Source organism: Rhodococcus sp. KBW08, assembly GCF_003852455.1.
Lineage (GTDB): Bacteria > Actinomycetota > Actinomycetes > Mycobacteriales > Mycobacteriaceae > Rhodococcus_F > Rhodococcus_F baikonurensis.
The window spans coordinates 175131-197321 of sequence record NZ_QAJJ01000006.1; the positions used below are offsets into that span (position 1 = coordinate 175131).

The window sequence follows — 22191 nt, forward strand, 5'->3', positions numbered from 1 at the left end:
ACGGGTAACGGTTCTGCGAGCAACGGTTCCAACAGTGCCACCGCCACAGCGGATTTTCTGTCGACCGCACCCAAGCAATCGGACGCATTCACGTTTCCGCTTCCTGCCCGAACCACGGCCGCACACAGCAGCGGAGAGGACCTTTCAGTGCCAGCTTCAACACGCGAATCATCGAGGACACTCGAGACTCGGAGTCGCACCGTCGTCCGGCGCGACGCGATGGGCGTAGCCGCCGTTCGAGTGGCCGGGCGACTCACCCACACCGAACTCATCGCAAATCAGGCCTCACCCTCGAGCACGCACTCCTCCGACCCGACGACGGATCTGGACGAGTTGCTCACGATGCTCGGCAGCTACCTGTTGTCGTCGGGCTTCGAGCACCCCGAAATCCACGCCAAGCTCGGTGGACAGTCGATCGTCGTCAACCTCGTGTCGCCGGAGATCAGCGCCAGCTGAGCTCGACCAACTGTTCAGGGCCACAGCACTGCGCGTGTCCATGCTCGGTCCGAGCCACGCCGGTACAACCACCGCTGATGCCGACGCCCGGAGTCTGCCTGCCAGAACTCGACAGACTCCGGCTCGAGGCACCACGCCCGCCAGTCCTTCGACACGAACCCCGGGTCGCCGCCGATTCTCGCTTCCGCAGCGGCCACCGATGTCTCGTACGCCCCGGAGTCTTCGAGTACCTCACTCTGCTTACTCGCCGTCGCCACCGCCCTCGCAGTGACGGATCGTTCGACGAAGTCGCGGGTCCGAATTGCGTCGTCACCCTCGCGAACCAATCCGCGAATCCGGACCTGCTGGCCCGTCTCACGCCAGTAGAACGCCAGGGATGCTCGCGGATTTTCTTTCAGCTCAACACCTTTCGGTGAAGCAGCCGAACCGGAGAACCAGAAACCACCCTCGGTCACGTCCTTGAGGATGAGGAAGCGGGAATCAGGCATACCGTCACCGTCCACGGTCGAGAGCGCACACACGTGTGGCTCGACGACGCCGAAGGCCACGGCCGCACGGAGCCAGTCGAGGAACAACTCTCCCGGCTTCTCCGGAAAATGTTCAGGCGCGGGCGGCGGAGTTCCGGTCAGTGCGGGGATACCGCGAATCCACGTCCGTACGTCAGGCAGCGAGAAATCTGCATCAACCATGAGCCGACTCTAATCGTGAGCGGCCTCAGGAGACGTTGCGAACTACCGAGTCGCCGAACGACGGTTGCTGCAGCAGTGCCCACTTGTTGGACGTCAATCGGAAACTCGGCATGTCGGCGAGCGCCACCACCGATTCCCAGGTTCGCTCGTAGCTCGTGTGGGAGATTCGCCATTCACCGTCGCTGCAGCGGGTGTATCTGTCGTGATAGAAGGCCGATCCGCGAAGCAGCATGCCGTCTTCGGGGATGACCACTGTGTCCGCGAGGCACCAGATCCCGGTTGCGGTGTCTCCGTCGACGTCGATCTCGGGTTGCCCGCACTGGTGTTCGGTGATGATGTGTGAGCCGAGGGTGTTCTCGAGGAAGGAGACGAATGAATCCCGGGAATCGAAACTGAGTTGTTCTCCGTAGATCGCGGTGGCGTCGACGGTCAAAGTGTCGGCGAATTCGACCCACGATTTGGTGTCCAAGGCGCGTGCGTATCGGTACTTGAGTCTTTGGATGAGAACAATCGCTTCGAGATCCATGATCCCCGCCTCCCGGTGCAGCAACCACCCGTCCTATGTGTGCACATTAGCCTGTATCACGCCGAAACGGGCATTACTCTCAAAGCTAGTAGAAATGTCAGCCGATAACACGCTTTTCCAGGCCGTCGAGCATGATCGTGATCTTCTCGTCCAACCAACCTCGCCCGTGCCACGTCGATTCGTCGCCGATCCCCTCGACCAACGACTCCGACGCATTCCAGCTCTCTTGATACGCCTGGCGCGCAGAACGTGAATCCGCGGAGCTCACGGTCTTGTCCATCGCCGCCATCATGGCGAACTGCGTCATGGTCACCTCGGAGATGAAGTCCACCGCCAGGACTGCGTCATGTGGTGTGAAGCCTTGCGCAGTCAACGAACCGACCAGTCTCTCCACGATCTCGATTATCGCCGGCGGCGTGCCCGGAACTGCGAGACCGACCTGGGCTAGACCTGGATAGCGCTCGAACGAGGACCACAGAACGTCGCAGAAATCCTTCAGGAATTCACGCCACGGGCGATTTGTATCGGGCCATACAGTCTGACGCACAACATGATCCGAGCAGGCTCGCAGCAGCGCTTCGCGGTCGGCGAAGTAACGATAAAGTGCAGAATGACTGACGCCCAGACGCTTTGCCACACTCGGCATGGTCAATTCACTCAGATCACCAGCCAGGGCGGCCTCGACGATGTCCGCTGTCGACAACGTCGGCGGCCGCCCCGTCTTCTTTCCGGTCTGCATTCTGCTCAGCTTGCCACCAACCGCCATCCCGACGCACGGTGGCGCTGATTCCAGAACGCGGCGTAGTTCCCACCGGCTGCGAGCAGAACTTCGTGGGTTCCCACTTCGACGATCGAACCGTCGTCACCGAGCACGATGATCTGGTCTGCGGCCACGACGGTCGACAGTTTGTGAGCGATCACGAGCAGTGTGCTTTCACTGGCAAGTTCCTGCATCGCACGCTGCACATGGGCCTCGTTCTCGGGATCGAGCGCGGCCGTCGCCTCGTCGAGCAGAACGATAGGTGCTCGTTTGAGGAGTGCGCGCGCGATGGACACCCGCTGCCGCTCTCCACCGGACAGCGCCGTCCCGCCCTCACCGACACGGGTGTCCCAACCCCGCGGGAGGCGCTCGACGATTTCCGCGACGCCCGCGATCCGAGCGACGTCGAAGACCTCCTCGTCCGTGGCTTCGGGGCGGCCGAGGCGGATGTTCGCGATCAACGTGTCGTCGAAGAGATACACGTCCTGGAAGACCAGGGACAACTGCGACATCAGGTCGGCACTCGTGAGGTCCCGTACGTCGACACCACCGACACGCACTACCCCGGAGTCGACGTCGTAGAAGCGCGAGATCAGACGGGTGACGGTTGTTTTGCCAGACCCTGACGGACCGACCAACGCCGTCAACGACTTCCGTGGCACGTCGAAGGAGATGTTTCGCAGAACCTGCCCGCCGTCGGCGTAACCGAAGTCGACGGCGTCGAACTGCACGGCCGTCTCCCCCGTCGCCTGCCCGCTGGTATCGGGTTCGACCAGTGGTTCCACTTCGAGGATCTCGGACATCCGACGGATTTCGTTGCGTGCCATTCTGATTGCACCGCCGAACTCGCCGATCTCACCCAGCGGCTGGATGAACCGTGCGGTCAGGCCGAGTAGCGCGATCAACGTGACCGGGTCGATGTCGCCGCCGAGCGCGAGGAACGCGCCCAGGATGATCATGGCAGAGAACACGAACTGCAGGGCGATCCCGTTCACCACGGAACCGATCACCACGAACCACAGTTGTGAACGACCAGCGGTGTGCTGAGCTTCGATCGCGTCGTCGAGCGGCTCGTACACCCCGTGGGTGCGTCCGAAAGCACGCAGGACCGGTTGGCAACGCGCGTATTCGAGCACTCGATTGTTCGACTCGACGGCCGCGGCATGCGCTCGATCGTCGGCCTTGGCAGTCATCGTCGCTGCAAATCGTGCTGCCACGAACAGAATCGGAACACTGATCACCAGTGCGAGCCCGAGCCGCCAATCGAAGAACAGCATGCACACGACAATGGTTGCCGGGCTGGCGATTCCGGAGATGATCGGCGTCATCAGATGCGCAGCCGCCCCCATCACCGAGATGGTGCCCTTGCTGGCGACCTGCGATACCTGGCCGAGTCGGCCGGCACCGAACCAACCGAGCGGGAGTGTGACGAGGTGATCGCCGAGGCGCAGATGCATCGTCCGCAGCAGAGTGAGCGCCGACTCGAATCCCTTTATGGCCTGCAGGTAGTGCGCAATCGAACTGATCACGGCGCACACGGCCATCGCGGCGAGCCACCGAACGAAACTGCCCCAGTCCTGCTCGAACAGCGCCTGCACGGTTGGCACGAGCAATGCCACGGCCAACCCTTGCATCACGCCGTACAACACTGCCCACACCAGGAACTCGCGGTAGCGGCCCTGATTCTGCGGGCCGAGTATCCGGAAGAGGTCGCGAATCATGAGTTGGCCTTTCCTGCTGCGTCAGACATACCTGCGATGCTGTCGGCCCGACTGTTTCCAATCGAGTCGGCCCGACTGTGACTCGCCCACATCCGGGCATACGTTGAACCATTCGCAACGAGCTGATCATGCGTGCCCTTCTCCACGATCCGCCCGGCGTCGAGGACCACGATCTGATCGGCACTCACGATCGAAGCCAACCGGTGCGCGATCACCAGCACCGTACGGCCGACCGTCAAGCGCGACAACGCTTCCTGGATATCGGCTTCGGACTCCGGGTCCGCGAACGCCGTCGCCTCGTCGAGCACGAGAACAGGGGTATCCGCGAGGATCGCCCGCGCGATGGAGACTCGTTGCGCCTCACCGCCCGAGAACCTGGCGTCGACTCCGACCACGGAGTCGTACCCTCTCGGAAGCGCTTCGATTCGGGTGTCGATCTGCGCAGCCGCGGCGGCAACCTTCACCTCCGCCAACGACGCCTGCGGCCGGGCAAGCCGAATGTTGTCGAGCACAGTCGCTTCGACCAGCTGCACGTCCTGCAGAACGAATCCGACGTGGCGGTACAGCTCGTCGGTAGCGACTTCCCTGACGTCGACACCACCGATCACCACGGATCCGGCACGCACATCGTGGAACCTCGGAACCAGCGTCGCCAGCGTCGACTTACCCGAACCCGAAGGTCCGACCAACGCCGTCACCGTCCCCTCCGGCAGTGTGAGATCGATGTCGGACAGAACATCGGCGCCGTCGTCGTAGGCGAAGGAGACTCCGGAGAATCGAACTTCGTTCCCCGCAGGCTTTTTCGGGTGATCGGTTTCCGGCAGAGCGTCGGTTGCGAACAGCGCGATCAGTCGCGCCGCAGCGGCGGCTGCCTCACGGCGTGCCTGCATACCGAAACCGATGGTCGTCACCGACACCGGAATCACCATCGCGACAAGAGAACTGGTCAGCACATCGATGGGTGACACCCATCCGGAGTGGACGAACCACGAACCGAGACCAAGGTTGACCACCAGCACTACCGGTGCACTCAATGCAATCGAGGCCAGCGCCTCGGTTCGCAGCATCGGGCGAACCCAACCCTCGTACGAGACGGCGAAAGCCTTGGCGGCATCGCGGTATCGAGAATGTGACTGCTTGTCCTGACCGAAAGTTTTGACCACTGCGATGCCGGTGACGAACTCGACGATGGTGTTGCTGATAGCCGCGATGCCCTCATTCATCCGGCTCATCTTGACTGCCATGTCCTTGGTCATCGTCGCATAGGCGATCATGTAAATCGGGAGTGTGGCAATCGCGACCAATCCCAGACGCCAGTCGATCGAAATCACGTAACCGAGCCCGACCAGTGGCACCGCGATGGCGCCGGTGGTCTCGACGGCGCTGTGCGCAACCAGGTAGTGGAGATCGGAGATGTCGTTCTGCGCGGCTTTGCGCACGGTTCCGGACGAGTGGGAGGTGAACCAGCCCAGTGGAAGTCGACCGAGAGTCGCTGCGATTCGACGCCGCAGCACCGCCTGCAGATTCACATCGGCGAAGTGCGTCACGATCAACGCACCGCCTCCGAAGAACGCACGCATACCCAGACCGAAGACGACCACCCACACGATCGTCCAGACACGAGACGAGTCGATGTCACCGCCCACGATCAGCGTCTTACCGAGTTCGGCGATGGCCACGTACGGCACGATGGCCGCGACCGCGGCGATCACCTGCATCACCATCGCGACGGTGGTCCGCGTGCGAACTGGAGCAAGGAGTTCGCGTAGCGCACTCTTGTGCGCCGCCGCTTCCGCCTTGGCTCGCGAGGCTTCGGCCGCAGATCCGTGCGGTGCGTCAGCCTCCGCCGGTGGAACGTCTGCTGCCTTGTCCTGTGTTGTCGTCATTTCGAGAACGCCTTCCATCGGGTGACTGCGTCGGTGTCGGATGCGATGCGGCCCTGGAGTTCCGCGCCGGTGAGAGTGCGATCGGCAAGAGCCTGGAGGTCTTCGAGGATCCAGTAGACCGCGAAAGGATAGCTGCCGAACCAAAGTTCACCGCTCACGTCCGCCGTGCGTCCGGCGTTCACTGCGGCGATCTCGTTGAACAGTGGATTTGCGTGAACGAGAGCGCCGTCGTAGATGTTGCCCGAGGTCACGACCATCGCGTCCGCCGCGTGCTGTCCAACCTCCTCGCCCGACACCGAAGACGTGGCAACACCTGTGTTGGGGCCGATCTTCGCGTCGAGTTCGGCTTGCGGGCGCCCGAAACCGGCTTCCTCGATGATCGAGGACATCGGCGACTCCGGAATGACGGTGTAAATGCCGCCGGAGAATCCCACCAGCACTGACAACGTCTGTGGTTGCGCCTCGACCGTTCCGGATACTTCGGCAAATTTGGTCTCGAGCCTCGACACGATTTCGCGAGCTTCGGACTCTCGACCCAATGCAGTCGCCGCGGTATTCAGAACTTCGCGCCACGGCGCCGCATAGGCGAGCACCGTCGTCGGGGCAATCTCGTTGGCCTGCGAGGTAATCGACGTCAGCGAGCCGACATCACTGAGCAGGATTCGGTCAGGATGAACGGCCGCGATCTGCTCCACATCTGGTGACTGGAAGAACGTCGGTTTGTCGATGACCTCGATCCCCTCGCTCTGCAATATCTCCTTCGCCGCGTGCGATTGCAGCGTGGCGAAGACCGTATCGGGCCTGACCCCGAGCGTGAGTGCGTTGAGCGCTGCAAACTCGTCCAGTGCGAGCAATTTCTGAGGTGCAGGTACGGCCGACGACTCGCCTGTTTCCGATGCGTCTGCGTCATCGCCGCCCACGGAGCAACCGACAAGCGCCGTTGCTGTCGCTGCGAGTGCCGTTGCTCGTAGGACCCACTGCTGACGCATCTATCTCTCCCTGCCTTAGTTACATGCTGTCTCTATTAGGGGAGCCTACAATAACTCATGCTGTTTGTGCAGCCTTCTTCACCGGAAGTGCAATTGCCGGAAGACAGGCGACGACACTGATGACTGCACCCATCACGAACGCCACCGCGAACGAGTCGCCGGAAATGCCGATCGCCAGGACTGCCGTGGTCACCGGCGCACCCACCGCCGATCCCACAGTCCTGATCACGCTGTTCACACCACTGGCTGCCGCCATTTCCGATGGTGGGACGATCGAGGCAACCAACAGGGCACAGACCGCGAATCCCACGCCGTTCCCCAAGCCGACGAGGGAGAAGAACGCGACGATCGCAACCACTGAACTCGGCCAGATCGCGAGTCCGACTGCGCCCGCCGCCATGAGGGCAAGCGCCATGACCGCGGGCACCCGCGGCCCGTATCTCCGCGAGAGAGCCGGCGTCAAGCGGCCACCGAGGAAGACGAGGACAGCGGCGGGCAAGAGTGCCAACCCCGTCTGTACAACGGTGAATCCGCTTCCATACGTAGATGATTCCGGAGCTTGGAGGATCCGTGGCAGGCAAAGGTAGAAGATGTACGGCACGAACCCGAACACCAGGGTGAGTGCACTGGTGATCATCATCGGCTTGTCCCGAAAGACTCGCATGTCGACGATCGGCGCGTCGTGGCGGGAATCCACGGCAATCAATACTGCGAACGAGACGAACGCGATCACCACCAGACCCCAGAATCCTAGCGACAGGACTCCCCAGTCGGAGGCCTTGGTTATCGCCAGGAGCAGGCTCACCAGCCCGAACGCCAGGGCACCGGCACCGGCCCAGTCCGTCGGCATACCCGGCCGGCGATGCGAACCAGGAACCACAGCCACTACCGCAGCCAACGCGAGCACAATCAAGATGCCGGTGATCACGAACAGCCACTGCCAACTGAGATACTCGAGAATGACGCCGCCGATCACCAGTGCACTTCCGGCACCGATCCCCAAAGTCCCAGCGAGCCAACCTATCCCCGAAGACAACTCGGGGCCTGCGACCGTTCTCCGCAGCACTGCCATCGCGAGTGGGAAGCTCGCCATACTCACTCCCTGGACAGCCCGAACGGCAAGCAGCACGCCGATATTCGGGGCGGCCGCCGCGGCGAATGTCGCGAGAGCAAAGATGATCAGGACGATCACCAGGACTCGCTTGTCCCCGAAACGGTCACCCATCGCCCCGACGATCGGAGCCAGCACCGCGGCCGCCAACAGGTACGACGTCAGAATCCAGCCCGTAACCGCCACGGATGTCTCGAAGTGCTCACCCAACACCGGCAACGCCGGCACCAGCATGGTCTGCATGAGCGAGTAGACGAGTACCGCCCCAGCCAGCGCGGCGATCACCCGACTCCCGGATCGCACGGGCGTCTCCACCAAGGTTGCCATCATTACCTTCCTCTGGATCACGATTTGAATCGGAACGGAGCATTCCGTTCCGATTCAGTAAATCACGCATTGCTAGCCTGTGGGGATGGTGAAAGAGAATGCGGGCCTTCCCGGGCGCGCCCGCGAAGCCGCAGACAACGACGTCACCGTCCTGCGCGCAGCACGCGAGATCTTCGCCGAACAGGGTTGGAATGCACCGGTATCGGCAATCGCCGCACGCGCCGGAGTCGGAGTCGGAAGCATCTATCGGCGCTACCGCGGCAAGGAAGACCTGGCACAAGCCCTACGCGTCTGGGCGATCGACCACCTCGCCACTCTTGCCAGAGAGTGCGTGAGCAACGCAGACACCGACGAAGCCGTACTGAAGACGTTCTTCTCGCGATACCTCACCGAATCGGTGGGACCGCTCATTCCCGTCCTCGGCGGCAGATTGCCCGAACACGCCGAAGTAACCCGCGCCGCAGCCGAATTGGAGGCCGCACTGCAATCGATGGTCGATGCCTGCATCGACACTCGCGAAGTCCCGCCCGACTTCACCTCTGCTGACGTCATGCTCATGACAGTGCATCTGCGGCCGACCCTGCCGATCGAGGGCGATCGAGCCACCGAAATACACACGCGCTACCTCGACTTCATGCTCGACGGACTTCGTGGCGGAAAACCCCGACCGTCGAGCACTCCCCCGTCTTGGAGCGAATGGCTTCAGATGTGGCAGGGCAACTGACCCCGACGACCCCCGAGCGATGGATCAGGTTAGGCTTACCTGGCTTAGTTCTCCATGTTCGGAAGGTTCCATGAAAATCAATCGCCGTCTCACCGGCTTCGCCGTACTACCCGCCGTTGCCGCGCTCCTCCTCACCGGCTGCGGAAGCAGCGACGCACCATCTTCTGCCGCGACCGATTCCGCCGACCAGTCCTGGAGTTATACAACGGGATACGGCAACACGATCACCCTCGATCATGCCCCCGAGCGGATCGTCGTCGATGCGTATTCCGCAGCTGCGCTGTGGGACTACGGCATTCGGCCGGTCGGAATCTTCGGTTACGGCGTCGGCAATCCAGACGTCACCGATCACGCCGACGAGTCGACGATGACCGTCGTCGGCCGGGAAGGTGAACTCAGCGCGGAAGCTCTTGCCGCACTGGATCCCGACCTCGTCATCGGGTACGGCAACAGCGACGACCCGACCCGCTGGACATGGTGGGACGAGCCGATGGGCAAGACCGTCAACAATGTTGCACCGTTTGTCGGCGTCAAGTTCTCCGGAGCCTCGACACCGGACGTGTTGAGCGAATACGCCTCACTCGCCGAAGCTCTCGGCGGGAACACCGACACAGCCGCAGCACGCGAGGGCAAGGAAGCATTCGACTCCGGTGCAGAGCGCATCCGGACGGCCGCGGCCAAGGTCGACGACATCGAAGTCCTCGCCCTGAACGGTGACGGGTCCGAGTTGTACGCAGGCACAACGGCGCTCGCTCAGTTCGGGTACCTGAAGGAACTCGGCGTGAAGTTCACCGGCCCGGGAGGAGACAAAGGCTGGGCCGATCTCAGCTGGGAACAGGTCCCGGACTATCCGGCGGACATCGTGTTCCAGTTCGCGAAGTCGGCAGAAGCATTCGCAGCATCACCGGTGTTCGTCAAGCTGCCTGCGGTGACCGCGAACCAGGTGATCGACTTCGACGACAAGCGTCCCAACACCTACGCCAATTACGGCGCCTGGTTCGAGCAGGTTGCTCAGCTACTCGACCAGGCCCGCAACGTCGCCTGACCTACTGCCCAGCGGTGAATCGCCCGGCCGCTTCCTCGAGAACATCGAGGAAGATGGCCGCGGTGAGCGCGAATCCTTGGTTGTATCGTGCGTCGCTCGTCAACACGTTGCCCGCCTGAACTGCAGGCAACCGCTGCCACGTCGGCTGCGTCTTGATCGCGTCGAGCGCTTCCTGATCGCGCGCCTGGGCGATGATCACATCCGCCGGAGCCAACGTGTCGAGTTGCTCGAACGACAACTCGAACGAGTTCTCTGCATTGTCGTCGTCACGGAAAAGTACGTCCAGGCCGGCATCGATGGCAACACTGATCCGCAGATTCCGCTGATGCACAAGGAATCCGGTCGGCGTCTGAACGCCGAACACGATCTTCTTTCCGCCCAGCTTCTCCTGCAACATCGGTCGCAGTCTCGCGAGCTTGTCGTCGTACTCCGCGATGGAAGCCTCGGCGATCGCCACACGATCGAGCTGGCTCGCCTGCGCCATCAGCGCACCTCGCCAGTCGACCGGGTGTCCGGCGATCGGTTCGACGTCGTCGCCGACGACCAACACCGGCGCGATGGAAGACAAGCGCTCCGTGCCGTACCAGTCACTGGTGTAACCGATCGCGGTGATGACGATCAGGTCGGGCTCGAGAGCGAGCAGAGCCTCGAAATTGGTGGAGAAGTCGCCGGCGACGTTGACGAAGCTCGCGTCCTCGATGGTGCGGCCGGGAAATTGGAATCCTGCCTTGGCGTCGGGGAACCAGAAGTTCCCCGAACCGACGATCGGGTAATCCATCATCATGGCGAATTCGAGGTCGACGCGGCCGTCGAGCACCACCACACGCTTCGGGTCGCGCGGAATGTCGCCACTGAACTCGGCCCACGTGTACGGGAGAGTGTCACTGGCAGAGTCGGATTCGCTGTCGGAGCTTCCGCAGGCGCTCAGCGCCAGTGCTGCAGCCACACCGGCTGCGCCACCGAAGAATTGACGCCGTGAAATGCGGTCGACGATCTGAGCCCACTCCGATTCGGTGACCTGCGCATCCAGGACGAGTGTCATACCTTTGCTCCTTCGATGTTTCGCTGACGCTCGCGTCCCAGCGGAATGACAAGCGGTGTATGGGAAACCGGATCGTCGATGATGCGGCACGCCATGCCGAACACCTCCTGCACCAGTTCTTCGGTGATGATCTCCGCGGGCGGGCCTTCGGCGACCACGGCGCCGTCCTTCATCGCGATGATGTGAGTTCCGTAGCGGCACGCGTGATTGAGATCGTGAAGCACCGCCACCAGCGTGTGTCCGTCGTTCTCGTTCAGATCGCGGCACAGCTCCAGCAGCTCGATCTGATGCGCGATGTCGAGGAACGTCGTCGGCTCGTCCAGCAGCACCAACGGAGTCTGCTGCGCGAGAACCATAGCGACCCAGACACGTTGGCGCTGACCACCGGACAGTTCGTCGACCGGCCTGGCCGACAGATCCGTGACCTTGGTTGCCTCCATCGCCTTGATGACGGCGGCTTCATCCTCCCGGGACCACTGACGGATCAGTTTCTGGTGCGGATAACGTCCTCGCGCAACCAGATCGGCGACTTTGATGCCGTCCGGGGCGATCGACGTCTGCGGCAGAAGCCCGAGTCGCCTCGCGACTTCCTTGGCCGGGTACGACGTGATCGCCTTGCCGTCGAGGAGAACTTTGCCGGTAGTCGGCTTGAGCAACCGCGACAACGCACGCAGAAGCGTCGACTTGCCGCAGGCGTTGGGGCCGACGATGACGGTGAAGCCACCGTCGGGGATCTCGACGTCGAGGTGCTCCGAGATGACGCGCTTGTCGTAACCGATCGTGACGTCCTCGGCGCGAAGCCGATTCGTCCTTTCAGCCACGACGGCGGCCGTACTTGTCTCGTTCACGCTGTTCCTCGTTCCTTCACCGATCACTGCTTACGTGCCTCTCGTGCGAGAAGCCATACGAAATAGATGCCACCGATGGAGACGGTGACGACGCCGACCGGCAACTGTGTCGGCGCGAAAGCTCGTTGCGCCACCCAGTCGCTGACCATCAGCAGCGCTCCACCCATCGCCGCCGACGGCAGCAGGGTCACTCCGGCACTACCGGTCAATCGCCTCACCAACTGCGGAGCCGCCAGCGAGACGAATCCGATCGGTCCGGCCGCCGCCGTCACCATGGCCGTCAGTGCGACGCCGAGAACAACCAGGGAAAGACGCGTGGGTTCGGCCCGGACGCCGAGCGCCTTGGCGGCGTCGTCACCCATCTCGAGCATCTGCATCCGCCTGCCCAACACCAGGATCAGCGGAACGAGTATGGCCAGCACGACGACCACCGGCCACACCTGGGTCCAGCCGAGACCGTTCAACGAACCGGCACCCCACACTGCGGCAGCCATAGCGTCGTCGAGTTTCGCCTTGAGGATCATCCAGGTGTTGACCGAGCCCAACATCGCACTGATGGCGATACCGACGATGATCAACCGGAATCCCTGCACACCACGTTTGTACGCAAGGAGGTAAACCACTGCTGCGGTGGCGATACCGCCTACCAAGGCGCCGACTGCGATCTCGTAGTAAGTGCCACCGATGAGGAGGATGACCACCAGAGCGCCCGTGTACGCACCCGAGTTGAAGCCGATGATGTCCGGGCTACCCAACGGGTTCCTGGTGAGCGACTGGAAGATTGCACCACTCATGCCGAGTGCCGCACCGAGCATCAGCGCCAACAGAACTCGGGGCAGACGCCATTCCACGACGACCATGTGAATACGCGCGGGAGCCTCGCCGAACAGTGCGCCGAGGACGTCCCCGATCGGCACCTGGTAGTCACCACTACCGAGCGCGATGACACCGATCGCCAGTGCAAGCGCAACGAGGACGAGGCAGACCGTGACCGTGCGGACGTCGATCCGCGCGGACCAGCCTTCTTTGGGTGAGCGCACCACCGTGGTGGGGCGCCCGAAATCGATGCTCACAGACCGCTCACCTTGCTTCGACGCACCAGCATGATCAGCACCGGAGCACCGATGAAGGCCGTGACGATACCGACCTGAAGTTCACCCGGGCGCAGCACGATTCGGCCGACGACGTCGGAGAAGAGGAGAAGAATCGGCGAACACACCAATGTGTACGGAAGAATCCATCGCTGATCGGGTCCGACGAACCATCTCGCAACGTGCGGAACCATCAGACCGACGAATCCGATCGGTCCGGCCGCAGCCGTCGCCGCGCCACACAGCAACGTCACCGCGATCACGCCGAGAATACGAGTGCGAGTGATATTGGCACCGAGCGAACGTGCCAGATCGTCACCCAAAGCCACGGCATTGAGCTGGCGTGCCAACGCGAGCGCCAGGAAGAGCCCGATGAGGATGAAGGGTGCAACAGCCAGAACGATTTCCAAGGAACGCCCGCTGAGTGAGCCGGCATTCCACTGGCGCATCTGGTCGAAAGCGGTCGGGTTGAGCAGGGTGATGCCGGAGGAGATGCCGCCGAGCACGGAGCCGATGGCGACACCGGCCAGCGTCAGCCGAATGGGCGTTGCACCGCCCCTGCCGATCGAGCCCAACGTGTAGACGATCGCCGTGGCTATCACCGCGCCGAGGAAAGCGAACCAGATGTAGGACCAGATGCTGGTCAGGCCGAAGACCGCGACGGCAACAACCATCGCGAACCCCGCACCGGCATTGACACCGAGAATTCCGGGGTCAGCCAAGGGATTTCGTGTCATCGCCTGGATGAGGCCACCGGCGACACCAAGCGCCATGCCGACTATCAGACCGAGGAGAGTACGCGGTAGCCGCAGGTCACGGATGATCACGTGATCATTGGAATCGTCGTAGTTCACCAGCGCGTCGATCACGGTGCCGAACGGAATGGTCTTCGATCCCACCGCGATGCTCAGGAGGAGCACGGCGGCGAGAACCACCAGGCACACCAGAAGCCCTGCCATGCGACGAGAGTTGGTCGATACCAGCCCGTCCGGTTGCTTCTGCTTTTCTTGCAGCGACTCGTCGATCAGTTCTTCGGTGTGTTTGTCGGAGGCGCTCTTGTCAGCCTGACTCTTGTCGACGGCGCTCTTGTCCAGTCCAACGCTCACAATCCGGCGCTCTCTAGAGTCTTCTCGACCTCGTCGCGGATCTCTTCCTCGTCGCGGTCGGATTCCCAGGCAGCATCGAGTGCAGCGCGGACACTCTCGTCGAGGGCCTCGTATTTCGCATTCCACACCTCGGCCTTGTAGGTCCAGTAGCCGATGACCTTGTACTGCTCACCAGGCAACTTCAGTTCGTGGCGAAGGTACTTGCGGATGTCACGGAGCATCGTGCTTTCGCCTGCCACCCACACGTATCCGAGTTCGGTCGGAAGGTTCATCGCGCGAACAGCGTCCGGGAGCTTCGACGGTGCAACACCGTTGCCACTGCCGACCAGCCAGATGAACTCGACGTCGGCGGCCGAGGCGATCTGCTGCTTGTGAGACTCGTCCACCACCTCGACGATCGCCTTGGCCGACACGCCGGCGGGCAACTGTTCGATCAAGCGCCCGAGTGCGGGGAGTCCAGTCGCGTCGGCGACGAACACCTGCCAGCGCGCGTCGGCCGGCGGCTCGTAGAGGCCACGAGACTCGCCGATCGCCAACTTGTCACCGATCTCGGCCTTCTGTGCCCAGTCGCTCGCGATACCACCCTCGTGAACGACGAAGTCGATCGTCATGCGGCTGGTCTCGGAATCGAACCGTCGCACGGTGTACGGCTGGCACGGGGACGGTTCCTCGCCCTCCGGGTATCGCCAACCGCGCGGTGCATCCGGATCTTCCGCCGGCAGAACGAACTTGCCCGTGGCCGGGACCGGGAAGTGGAGACGCAGGTATTCGTCACCGGTACCGGTGGTTTCGAAGGCGGTCAGCTCCTCCCCACCGAACACGATACGAACCATTCCCGGGGTCACGTACTCCTTGTGAAGTACCTCGCCGAACACAAGACTCACAACAATCTCCAACATCGATGGAACATGAACCGGACCCGAACACGAGGATCAATCCGACTTCCGGACATAGTTAACCCGCGCTAAGTAAGGTAGACCTTAATTTATTGCAGTGTTGTCGATGAGTCGATGCCTTCTCCGCTGCAACGGGGCCAACTACTATCGCAATTCGGCCAACGCAATACGTATGGCCTGTTCACGACAAGTATTGGCATCGGTGTGACTTCTGACTACCGCCCACGATCCCTAGCGTGGACCCAGTGCCTTCGACACCACTTCTTTCGGCCGAGACAAACGGCCCCCCAGCCAGGCCGGCGATCACGCCGCGCCAGGTAATTACCCGCGCGATCGCTTCCGAAGGTCGCGGAGCCAAGCTGGCGGCCGCCTCCGTCGGCTTCACCGGCCACCAGGTCGCGGAAGCGTTGGTGCCCGTGGTGATCGGTGCGGTCATCGACCGAGCTGTGGCGACCAGCGATGCCGCAGCACTCGGAAAGTGGATCCTCGTTCTCGGAATTCTCTTCACCGGCTTGTTACTCAGTTGGCGATTCGCGGCGCGTATCTCCGATTCCGTCACCGAGCACGGAGCACACCGCCTACGAATGGACATCGCGCGCCGAGGCCTCGATCCGCATGGCATGTCGCCTCGGCGCATGCCGGGCGAGGTCTACTCGATTGCGACATCCGACGCGGGTTCGGTGGCCGGATTCACACACACGCTGAGCACCAAACTCGCCGCGGCTTGCGGAGTGCTCACCGCGGCGATCTCGCTGCTGGTTATCTCGGTACCGCTCGGCCTGCTCGTCATCCTCGGCACTCCCCCGGTGTTGGCTCTCATGCAGGTGGTCAGTCGACCGCTCGAACGCCGAGCCGAAACCGATCAATGGCAGGGCGCCAAGGCCGGCGCGCTCGCCGCTGATCTGCTCTCCGGACTCCGAATCCTGTCCGGCATCGGCGCCGGAGACGCTGCAGCGCAGCGATATCGAGGGGCGAGCCGAACTTCGCTGGAAGCAACCCTTCGCGCACAGCGATACCAAGCGATGTACTCCGCCGCCAACGTTGCAATCGCCGGCGCTTTCCTCGCCGTCATCGCGTACGTGGGTGGGCGGATGGCAGCGTCCGGGAGCATCTCGGTCGGTGAATTCGTTGCCGTGGTGGGTCTGGCACAGTTCCTTCGAGGTCCGCTGATCGACATCATCTACTTCGGCGCCGGCCTGGCCCGGGCGCGTGCCTCCGCCAACCGCGTCGCATCGCTTCTGGCGACCGGCGAGGCTGTCACTCCCGCGAGTGATCCTGCACCCCTGAACCACGCAGAGTTCCTGACGCTGCGCGACGTCGTGCTGGCCGGAGCTTCACCTGTCGATCTGGACGTCAAACGCGGCGAGATCATCGGCATCGTCACCGAGAATGCCGCCTGGGCGGATGCGTTGGTCGACGCACTGGCTCGTCGAATCGAGCCTTCGAGCGGAACGATTCATCTCGGCGACAACGCCATTCACGAACTGCACATCGACGAACTCCGGGCTCATGTTCTGGCAGCACCGCACGACGCCGCACTGTTCATCGGCACCGTGGGCGACAACATCGAGGCACTCGCACCGATCGGCAGTCGCAGCGACGAGGCTGTCGCCGCTGCTGCCGCAGATCAGGTGATCTCGGCACTGCCGCTCGGCCTCGCCACCCGAGTCACGGAGCAGGGAAATTCGCTCTCGGGCGGTCAGCGCCAGCGCATCGCATTGGCGAGAGCACTCGCGAGCGAAGCACCGGTGCTGGTTCTGCACGACCCCACCACCGCCGTCGACTCCGTCACCGAAGCGCGCATCGCACGCGGGATCGCCGAGGTACGCGGTGCTCACGCGACTCTTCTTCTGACCAGCAGCCCCGTGCTGCTCGATATCTGCGATCGGGTGATCGAGCTGTGAACGAACTACTCCCCACCGCGACACCGAAACAGGCACGCCGCGCGGCACTTCGGTTGATGGGTCCGCACCGGATATCCGCCATCGCCGCCGTGGTCACTCTGACCGCCGCGACCGCGATCGGTCTACTCACGCCACTTGTCCTCGGCGCCATGGTCGACGCCGTGACAGACGGAGACGGCGACACTGCCTCGCGCATCGGCACGCTGACTCTCGCGTTGGTCGCCATCGCGGTTGCCTCCTCCCTTCTCGTCGGAGTGAGCAACTACCTGCTCGCCGGTGTCGGTGAACGTGTAGTCGCCGACCTGCGCGAAGAAGTAGTCGTCCGGGTTCTCGACCTGCCACAGAGCGACGTCGAGCGAGCCGGGCGCGGAGACCTGGTCTCCCGGATCACCGGAGACGTCCGGTTGGTGACCCGCGCTGTATCCGAAGCGCTTCCGGTTTTTGCCACCGCAGCACTGACCATCGTGTTGACCCTGATCGGATTGGGCAGCCTCGATTGGCGATTCGCCGTCGCCGCGGTGATCGCAGCTCCCATCCAGATCCAGGCGCTGCGCTGGTATCTCTCGAGGTCTGCCCCGGTCTACCGCGAGGAGCGGGAGGCGGAAGGTGCACGTGCGCAACAGCTCCTTGACTCGCTGAGCAACTCCGACACCGTCGGATCGCTCCGTCTGGCCCAGCCCCATCTGGAACAGATCGAATCTCGATCGATGACGGCCGTCCGGCTGAGCTTGTTGACCACTCGTTTGCGCACGAGGTTCTTCGGTCGACTCAACATCGCCGAGTTCATCGGTCTGTCCGCCGTGCTGATCACCGGCTTCTGGCTGGTGAAGGACGGTCAGATCAGCATCGGTGCCGCTACCGCCGCAGCACTGTTCTTCCACCGTCTCTTCGATCCGGTGGGTGCAGTTCTCAGCGTGTTCGACGAATTGCAGGAAGGCACAATCGCGTTGGCTCGCCTGGTCGGAGTCACGCTTGCGCCCGTGCCACCCGCACCGACCGATCCACGTGAACCTGTCGACAGCTCGGCATCGTTGGAACGCGTCACGTTCTCGTACCGACGCGGCGACGCCCCCGTTCTGCGAGACATCGACATCACCATTCCGGCAGGGACCGTCACCGCACTGGTGGGCGCAACCGGAGCCGGAAAATCGACGGTGGCCAAGCTGATCGCGGGAACCTATGAACCGACCGAAGGCGTCGTGAAGATCGGGGACATCCCCCGGAACGAATTGCCGCGGTCGACTTCTCGAAGCGCGGTCGCTCTCGTGACGCAGGAGGTCCACGTCTTTGCCGGTACGTTGGCCGAGGATCTGCGGCTGGCCGACCCGTCGGCTACCGACAGCGAAATTATCGCGGCGCTCGAAACCGTCGGCGCCTCCGATTGGTTGCGGGCACTCCCGGACGGACTCGAAACCGTCGTCGGAGACGGTGGACACCGGCTGACCGCAACACAGGCACAACAACTTGCGTTGGCGAGAATCGAATTACTGGATCCGCCGCTTCTGATTCTCGACGAGGCGACCGCCGAAGCGGGCAGCGCCGGAGCCAAGGTCCTCGACGACGCCGCGCTCGCCCTGACCCGGGGTCGCACTGCCGTCACAGTGGCACACCGACTCTCGCAGGCCGTCGACGCCGACCAGATCCTCGTCATGAACGACGGCCGCGTGGTCGAGCACGGCTCTCACGACGAGTTGGTCAACCTCGGGGGTCGGTACGCGGAGCTGTGGGAAGCGTGGTCCGCGCCGCGTCGTTGAGCGCGACGGTTGCACCGGGCACTTCCAGCCGGTGCAACCCAACTCACGCATGCAGAAGGTAGGGCACCGATTCGGGAGCCACACTCCCCTTGTTCATCATGCTGCCGGGTGTACGGCCGGTGACTCGGCGGAACACGGCGACAAAAGCACTCGGGGTTTCGTACCCGACTCGCCTACTGACCACCGAAACCGGCACTCCAGCAGCTAAATACGTCAGCGCCGCGCGGACACGAACCTGAATTCGCCACTGCGCAAAGGTCATTCCCGTACCCTGCGCGAACACGCGCGTCAAGGTCCGGACACTACCGCCAGCCGTCAGCGCCCATTCCGACAGCGAGCGCTGGTCTGCCGGATTGGCGACCAACGCTTCGGCGACGAACAGTGCTCGCGGATCGGTCGGCATCGGCACCTCCACGGCAGCAACCTCGAGCGGCTGCAGCATGTCGAAGGCCACCCGCTCCGCGCGGCTACGGGCCTCGTCGGGCATGTTCCGTCGATGCATGTGCAGGAGTACCTCACGTAGGAGAGCACTGACTCCGAACAAACCGGGAACACCCGAGGGCGCGGCGTGCGCCTCAGGCCGGAAGTAGGTGCAGAAGAACTCGGTACCAGGGCCGGCCTTCACGGCATGTAACGCACCGGCAGGCAACCACAGTCCCGCCGACGGCGGCACCTCCCACGTGATGCCGTCAGCCACAACGGTGAGCATTCCGCCGGAGTTTCCCCAGATCAGCTCATGCTCTGGATGACGATGCGGGGCCCACTGCCGCTGGTGAGAGAGCTTCAGAGTCACCGTTGTCATCGAGTAGGGGTGATCGATGGAACGCGGCCCCACGGGCACCGAAATTCTCTCTGCCACAGCTGTCATGATGACGAGTATAGGACTTTCGTTAGGCATACCTAAATAGGAACCCGAAAAATGTTGACTGTGACCCGCGAGTTACAGATACTGCGGGCACCGATATCGTGACGTCAACTCCCGGCTACGGGTCGGCAACGAGAGGTACATGATGGTTGACGCATCACGAATCCCGGTCATCGTCGGCGTCGGTGATCTGCGCTGGAACCCAACCGACGGGCACCGCGAACCTCTCGATCTGATTCACGACGCCACCGTCGCCGCCTTGAACGACAGTGGACACGCCGAACTGGGAACCCAGATCGATTCCGTGTTCGCAATCAAGACCGTCAGCTGGTCGTACGACGACCTCCCCGGGCTGCTTGCCTCACGATTGGGTGCGACCCCCACGGTCACGTCTACCTCTCCGATCGGTGGCCACTGGCCCGCGGCGCTCCTCGATCGGATCGGCGCGTCCATCGCCCGAGGTGAATCCTCGGCTGCTCTGCTTGTGGGTGGCGAATCGCATGCCAGCAGCACTGCGCTACGAAAGTCGGGAGTCACCCCTGACTCGATCGGGTGGACGGCAGCACCGGGTGGGCCTCCCGGATTCGATCCGGCCGACCTGGGAAGCCCTGAAATGCAGCGCGCTGGTTTCATCGTGCCGACGCGCGTCTACCCGCTCTTCGAGAACTGTTTCAGTGCTGCCGAGGGCAACGGCGCCCGCGAATCGCTCGACTGGTCCGCGCGGATGTATGCCGCATTCTCGGAACTGGCGTCGAAGAATCCTGCCTCCTGGACGTCGGAGATCCGATCGGCAGAAGAGATCGGCACCGTCGGTGCGGGCAATCGGATGGTCTCCGAACCGTACCCACTGATGCTCAACGCCATGCCCTTCGTCAATCAGGCTGCGGCCGTTGTCGTCTGTTCGTTGTCGATGGCCCTCGAACTCGGCATGGACGAGAGCAAGCTCGTCTACCTCTGGGGCGGCGCAGGTGCCAGCGATCCGTTGGACATCCTCAGCCGCAACAGCTTCGACAGTTCAGCTGCAATGCATGACGCCGTCCATCGCACACTCGACGGTGCCGGAGTCGGCGCCGACGCACTCGACATCGTCGATGCCTACAGCTGCTTCCCGATCGTGCCCAAGCTGTTGATCCGAGAACTCGGACTTCCCGATACCGCGATCCCGAGCGTCACCGGCGGTCACTCGTTCTTCGGCGGACCACTGAACAGCTACACGCTGCATTCCGTCGCCGAGGTCACCCGGCGAATTCGCGACGGCGCGAACCTCGCTCTCGTCCACGGCAACGGTGGATTCCTCACCTACCAGCACTGCGTTCTGATGTCGGCCGCCGCTCATGCCGACGGGTACGTCGGCGATCCCGACGCACGAGCTTTGACCGCGGAGGCTCCGGAACTGATCACTGACTACGAGGGCACTGCAGAAATCGTCACGGCCTCAGTCGAATACGGTCGCACCGGGGAGCCCGAGATCGGGTTCGTGATCGCGACAACGCCGGACGGCCGGCGCGTCGCTGGGCATACCGGTCCCGAGAATGCCGCCGAACTGACCCAGCTTCGCGGCGACAACCCTCCGGCCATCGGGCGGACCGTTCATATCAGCGACGAGAACGGGCGACTCACGCTCACGTTCTGACGTCAGACAGCCGTGAGCACCGGGGCATGATTGCGCCCCGGTGCTCATGTCTTCGGTTGTCGCGTTTCACGCCGCGGTAGGTGGGCTGTTCCCGCCGATCGGCTGCTGATACGGGTCGATCGACATCGGCGGATAAAACACCGACTTCCGATCCGGGCCTATCTCCACCCGCCACTGCGTGTGGTGCAGCGTCCGATGATGATGGCCACACAACAAGATCAGATTATCGAGATCCGTTGGGCCACCAACATTCCAATGAACGATATGGTGAGCATCGCACCACCCCGATGGTGTCCCGCACCCCGGGAACGCGCACCCGCCATCCCGGACGGCCAATGCCCGCCGCTGCGGAACCGTCGCGGTTCTCGCTTCCTTACCGCAGTCGAGCGGAACACCGTTCTCGTCCAACAAGATCCGGGTGATCGTGCAGTCGCAGGCCAGCATCCGTGCAGTGTCGATACTGATCGGGCCCACCCAATCCGTCCACGCGAATCCCAACTCCTCGGTGGACGGCAACAGATCCTTCAGAGCTTTGAGATCCGTCATGTCTTTCGCACTGGCGGTGACCGTGATGTGCGGTTTCACCCCGCCCTCGATCGGACCCAGCCCCGCCCGCTCATACCGACGCAACAACTCGCAAAACCCGTCCGCGCGCCGTAAAGCCGGCGTGCGAGAGTCCTTGACACCGCCCTTCTCCGGCGTCGGAGCGGACAGGCTCGACAACAACGTGATCAACCGTGCCCCGTTGACCGCATCCAAATCACCCTTGACTGTGACCCGCCCGTACAGGCCTCTCGAAGCGTAGAACTCATTGCGCT

Annotated in this window: 20 protein-coding genes; 6 read left to right on the plus strand and 14 right to left on the minus strand. The window is 62.9% G+C overall.

Annotated features, from left to right (window positions below):
• Window positions 1–147: 147 nt before the first annotated feature.
• A complete protein-coding gene (locus tag DBV08_RS33240; protein WP_003946211.1) occupies window positions 148–456 on the plus strand; it encodes a hypothetical protein in 309 nt (102 codons plus the stop codon).
• A gap of 14 nt (window positions 457–470) precedes the next feature.
• Here the strand turns inward: DBV08_RS33240 and DBV08_RS08490 are convergent, their stop codons facing one another.
• The 7 genes from DBV08_RS08490 to DBV08_RS08520 form a co-directional block, all read right to left on the minus strand.
• On the minus strand, window positions 471–1145 hold the full coding sequence (locus tag DBV08_RS08490) for a pyridoxal 5'-phosphate synthase (protein WP_124567126.1): 675 nt from the start codon (window positions 1143–1145) through the stop codon (window positions 471–473).
• A 25-nt stretch (window positions 1146–1170) separates the two neighbouring features.
• Window positions 1171–1671, minus strand: coding sequence for a nuclear transport factor 2 family protein (locus DBV08_RS08495; protein WP_003946235.1), 501 nt, complete (start codon window positions 1669–1671; stop codon window positions 1171–1173).
• Window positions 1672–1768: 97 nt separating this feature from the next.
• On the minus strand, window positions 1769–2410 hold the full coding sequence (locus tag DBV08_RS08500) for a TetR/AcrR family transcriptional regulator (protein ID WP_234036829.1): 642 nt from the start codon (window positions 2408–2410) through the stop codon (window positions 1769–1771).
• Window positions 2411–2415: 5 nt separating this feature from the next.
• A complete protein-coding gene (locus DBV08_RS08505) occupies window positions 2416–4152 on the minus strand; it encodes an ABC transporter ATP-binding protein (RefSeq protein WP_124567128.1) in 1737 nt (578 codons plus the stop codon).
• Entirely contained in the window at window positions 4149–6038 is a 1890-nt protein-coding gene (locus tag DBV08_RS08510; RefSeq protein WP_260395392.1) for an ABC transporter ATP-binding protein, read from the minus strand. The genes DBV08_RS08505 and DBV08_RS08510 overlap by 4 nt, the downstream gene beginning before the upstream one ends.
• Complete coding sequence (locus DBV08_RS08515; RefSeq protein WP_124567130.1) at window positions 6035–7027, minus strand: ABC transporter substrate-binding protein; 993 nt, start codon at window positions 7025–7027, stop codon at window positions 6035–6037. The genes DBV08_RS08510 and DBV08_RS08515 overlap by 4 nt, the downstream gene beginning before the upstream one ends.
• A 55-nt stretch (window positions 7028–7082) precedes the next feature.
• Window positions 7083–8465 carry an MFS transporter gene (locus DBV08_RS08520; RefSeq protein ID WP_124567131.1) on the minus strand — a complete coding sequence of 461 codons (1383 nt, stop codon included), beginning with the start codon at window positions 8463–8465 and terminating at the stop codon, window positions 7083–7085.
• 85 nt (window positions 8466–8550) lie between these two features.
• Here DBV08_RS08520 and DBV08_RS08525 point away from each other — a divergent pair, with 85 nt between their 5' ends.
• Both DBV08_RS08525 and DBV08_RS08530 read left to right on the plus strand, forming a co-directional pair.
• A complete protein-coding gene (locus tag DBV08_RS08525; RefSeq protein WP_124567132.1) occupies window positions 8551–9189 on the plus strand; it encodes a TetR/AcrR family transcriptional regulator in 639 nt (212 codons plus the stop codon).
• A 70-nt stretch (window positions 9190–9259) separates the two neighbouring features.
• Window positions 9260–10234 carry an ABC transporter substrate-binding protein gene (locus DBV08_RS08530; RefSeq protein ID WP_124567133.1) on the plus strand — a complete coding sequence of 325 codons (975 nt, stop codon included), beginning with the start codon at window positions 9260–9262 and terminating at the stop codon, window positions 10232–10234.
• Window position 10235: 1 nt separating this feature from the next.
• Here the strand turns inward: DBV08_RS08530 and DBV08_RS08535 are convergent, their stop codons facing one another.
• Genes DBV08_RS08535 through DBV08_RS08555 form a run of 5 tightly spaced genes read right to left on the minus strand, consistent with a single transcriptional unit; the run spans window position 10236 to window position 15205 of the window.
• Entirely contained in the window at window positions 10236–11276 is a 1041-nt protein-coding gene (locus DBV08_RS08535; protein ID WP_124567134.1) for an ABC transporter substrate-binding protein, read from the minus strand.
• The gene (locus DBV08_RS08540; RefSeq protein WP_234036832.1) at window positions 11273–12124 is read right to left on the minus strand and encodes an ABC transporter ATP-binding protein; all 852 of its coding nucleotides are present in this window, start codon (window positions 12122–12124) and stop codon (window positions 11273–11275) included. The genes DBV08_RS08535 and DBV08_RS08540 overlap by 4 nt, the downstream gene beginning before the upstream one ends.
• A 23-nt stretch (window positions 12125–12147) precedes the next feature.
• Window positions 12148–13197, minus strand: a complete 1050-nt coding sequence (gene fepG / locus DBV08_RS08545; protein ID WP_095973554.1) for an iron-enterobactin ABC transporter permease — start codon at window positions 13195–13197, stop codon at window positions 12148–12150.
• A complete protein-coding gene (locus DBV08_RS08550) occupies window positions 13194–14321 on the minus strand; it encodes a Fe(3+)-siderophore ABC transporter permease (RefSeq protein WP_124567135.1) in 1128 nt (375 codons plus the stop codon). The genes fepG and DBV08_RS08550 overlap by 4 nt, the downstream gene beginning before the upstream one ends.
• The gene (locus DBV08_RS08555; RefSeq protein ID WP_260395394.1) at window positions 14318–15205 is read right to left on the minus strand and encodes a siderophore-interacting protein; all 888 of its coding nucleotides are present in this window, start codon (window positions 15203–15205) and stop codon (window positions 14318–14320) included. Before DBV08_RS08555 ends, DBV08_RS08550 begins: the two co-directional genes overlap by 4 nt.
• A gap of 257 nt (window positions 15206–15462) precedes the next feature.
• Between DBV08_RS08555 and DBV08_RS08560 the strand changes: the two genes are divergently transcribed.
• Window positions 15463–17121: an ABC transporter ATP-binding protein gene (locus DBV08_RS08560; protein WP_234036834.1), complete on the plus strand. Its 1659-nt coding sequence runs from the start codon at window positions 15463–15465 to the stop codon at window positions 17119–17121.
• Complete coding sequence (locus DBV08_RS08565) at window positions 17118–18875, plus strand: ABC transporter ATP-binding protein (protein WP_124567138.1); 1758 nt, start codon at window positions 17118–17120, stop codon at window positions 18873–18875. Before DBV08_RS08560 ends, DBV08_RS08565 begins: the two co-directional genes overlap by 4 nt.
• A 43-nt stretch (window positions 18876–18918) precedes the next feature.
• Here the strand turns inward: DBV08_RS08565 and DBV08_RS08570 are convergent, their stop codons facing one another.
• A complete protein-coding gene (locus tag DBV08_RS08570) occupies window positions 18919–19743 on the minus strand; it encodes an AraC family transcriptional regulator (RefSeq protein ID WP_003946247.1) in 825 nt (274 codons plus the stop codon).
• A 139-nt stretch (window positions 19744–19882) separates the two neighbouring features.
• Here DBV08_RS08570 and DBV08_RS08575 point away from each other — a divergent pair, with 139 nt between their 5' ends.
• Window positions 19883–21373, plus strand: a complete 1491-nt coding sequence (locus tag DBV08_RS08575; RefSeq protein WP_124567139.1) for an acetyl-CoA acetyltransferase — start codon at window positions 19883–19885, stop codon at window positions 21371–21373.
• A 66-nt stretch (window positions 21374–21439) separates the two neighbouring features.
• Here the strand turns inward: DBV08_RS08575 and DBV08_RS08580 are convergent.
• A partial coding sequence (locus DBV08_RS08580) for an HNH endonuclease signature motif containing protein (RefSeq protein WP_148090783.1) occupies window positions 21440–22191 on the minus strand: 752 nt, incomplete at its 5' end.

Excerpts from the sequence above, each read along its gene's own strand:
- DBV08_RS08490 (WP_124567126.1), bottom strand. The coding sequence starts at position 1,145 with ATGGTTGATGCAGATTTCTCGCTGCCTGACGTACGGACGTGGATTCGC.
- DBV08_RS08495 (WP_003946235.1), bottom strand. The coding sequence starts at position 1,671 with ATGGATCTCGAAGCGATTGTTCTCATCCAAAGACTCAAGTACCGATAC.
- DBV08_RS08500 (WP_234036829.1), bottom strand. The coding sequence starts at position 2,410 with ATGCAGACCGGAAAGAAGACGGGGCGGCCGCCGACGTTGTCGACAGCG.
- DBV08_RS08505 (WP_124567128.1), bottom strand. The coding sequence starts at position 4,152 with ATGATTCGCGACCTCTTCCGGATACTCGGCCCGCAGAATCAGGGCCGC.
- DBV08_RS08510 (WP_260395392.1), bottom strand. The coding sequence starts at position 6,038 with ATGACGACAACACAGGACAAGGCAGCAGACGTTCCACCGGCGGAGGCT.
- DBV08_RS08515 (WP_124567130.1), bottom strand. The coding sequence starts at position 7,027 with ATGCGTCAGCAGTGGGTCCTACGAGCAACGGCACTCGCAGCGACAGCA.
- DBV08_RS08520 (WP_124567131.1), bottom strand. The coding sequence starts at position 8,465 with ATGGCAACCTTGGTGGAGACGCCCGTGCGATCCGGGAGTCGGGTGATC.
- DBV08_RS08525 (WP_124567132.1), top strand. The coding sequence starts at position 8,551 with ATGGTGAAAGAGAATGCGGGCCTTCCCGGGCGCGCCCGCGAAGCCGCA.
- DBV08_RS08530 (WP_124567133.1), top strand. The coding sequence starts at position 9,260 with ATGAAAATCAATCGCCGTCTCACCGGCTTCGCCGTACTACCCGCCGTT.
- DBV08_RS08535 (WP_124567134.1), bottom strand. The coding sequence starts at position 11,276 with ATGACACTCGTCCTGGATGCGCAGGTCACCGAATCGGAGTGGGCTCAG.
- DBV08_RS08570 (WP_003946247.1), bottom strand. The coding sequence starts at position 19,743 with ATGACAGCTGTGGCAGAGAGAATTTCGGTGCCCGTGGGGCCGCGTTCC.
- DBV08_RS08575 (WP_124567139.1), top strand. The coding sequence starts at position 19,883 with ATGATGGTTGACGCATCACGAATCCCGGTCATCGTCGGCGTCGGTGAT.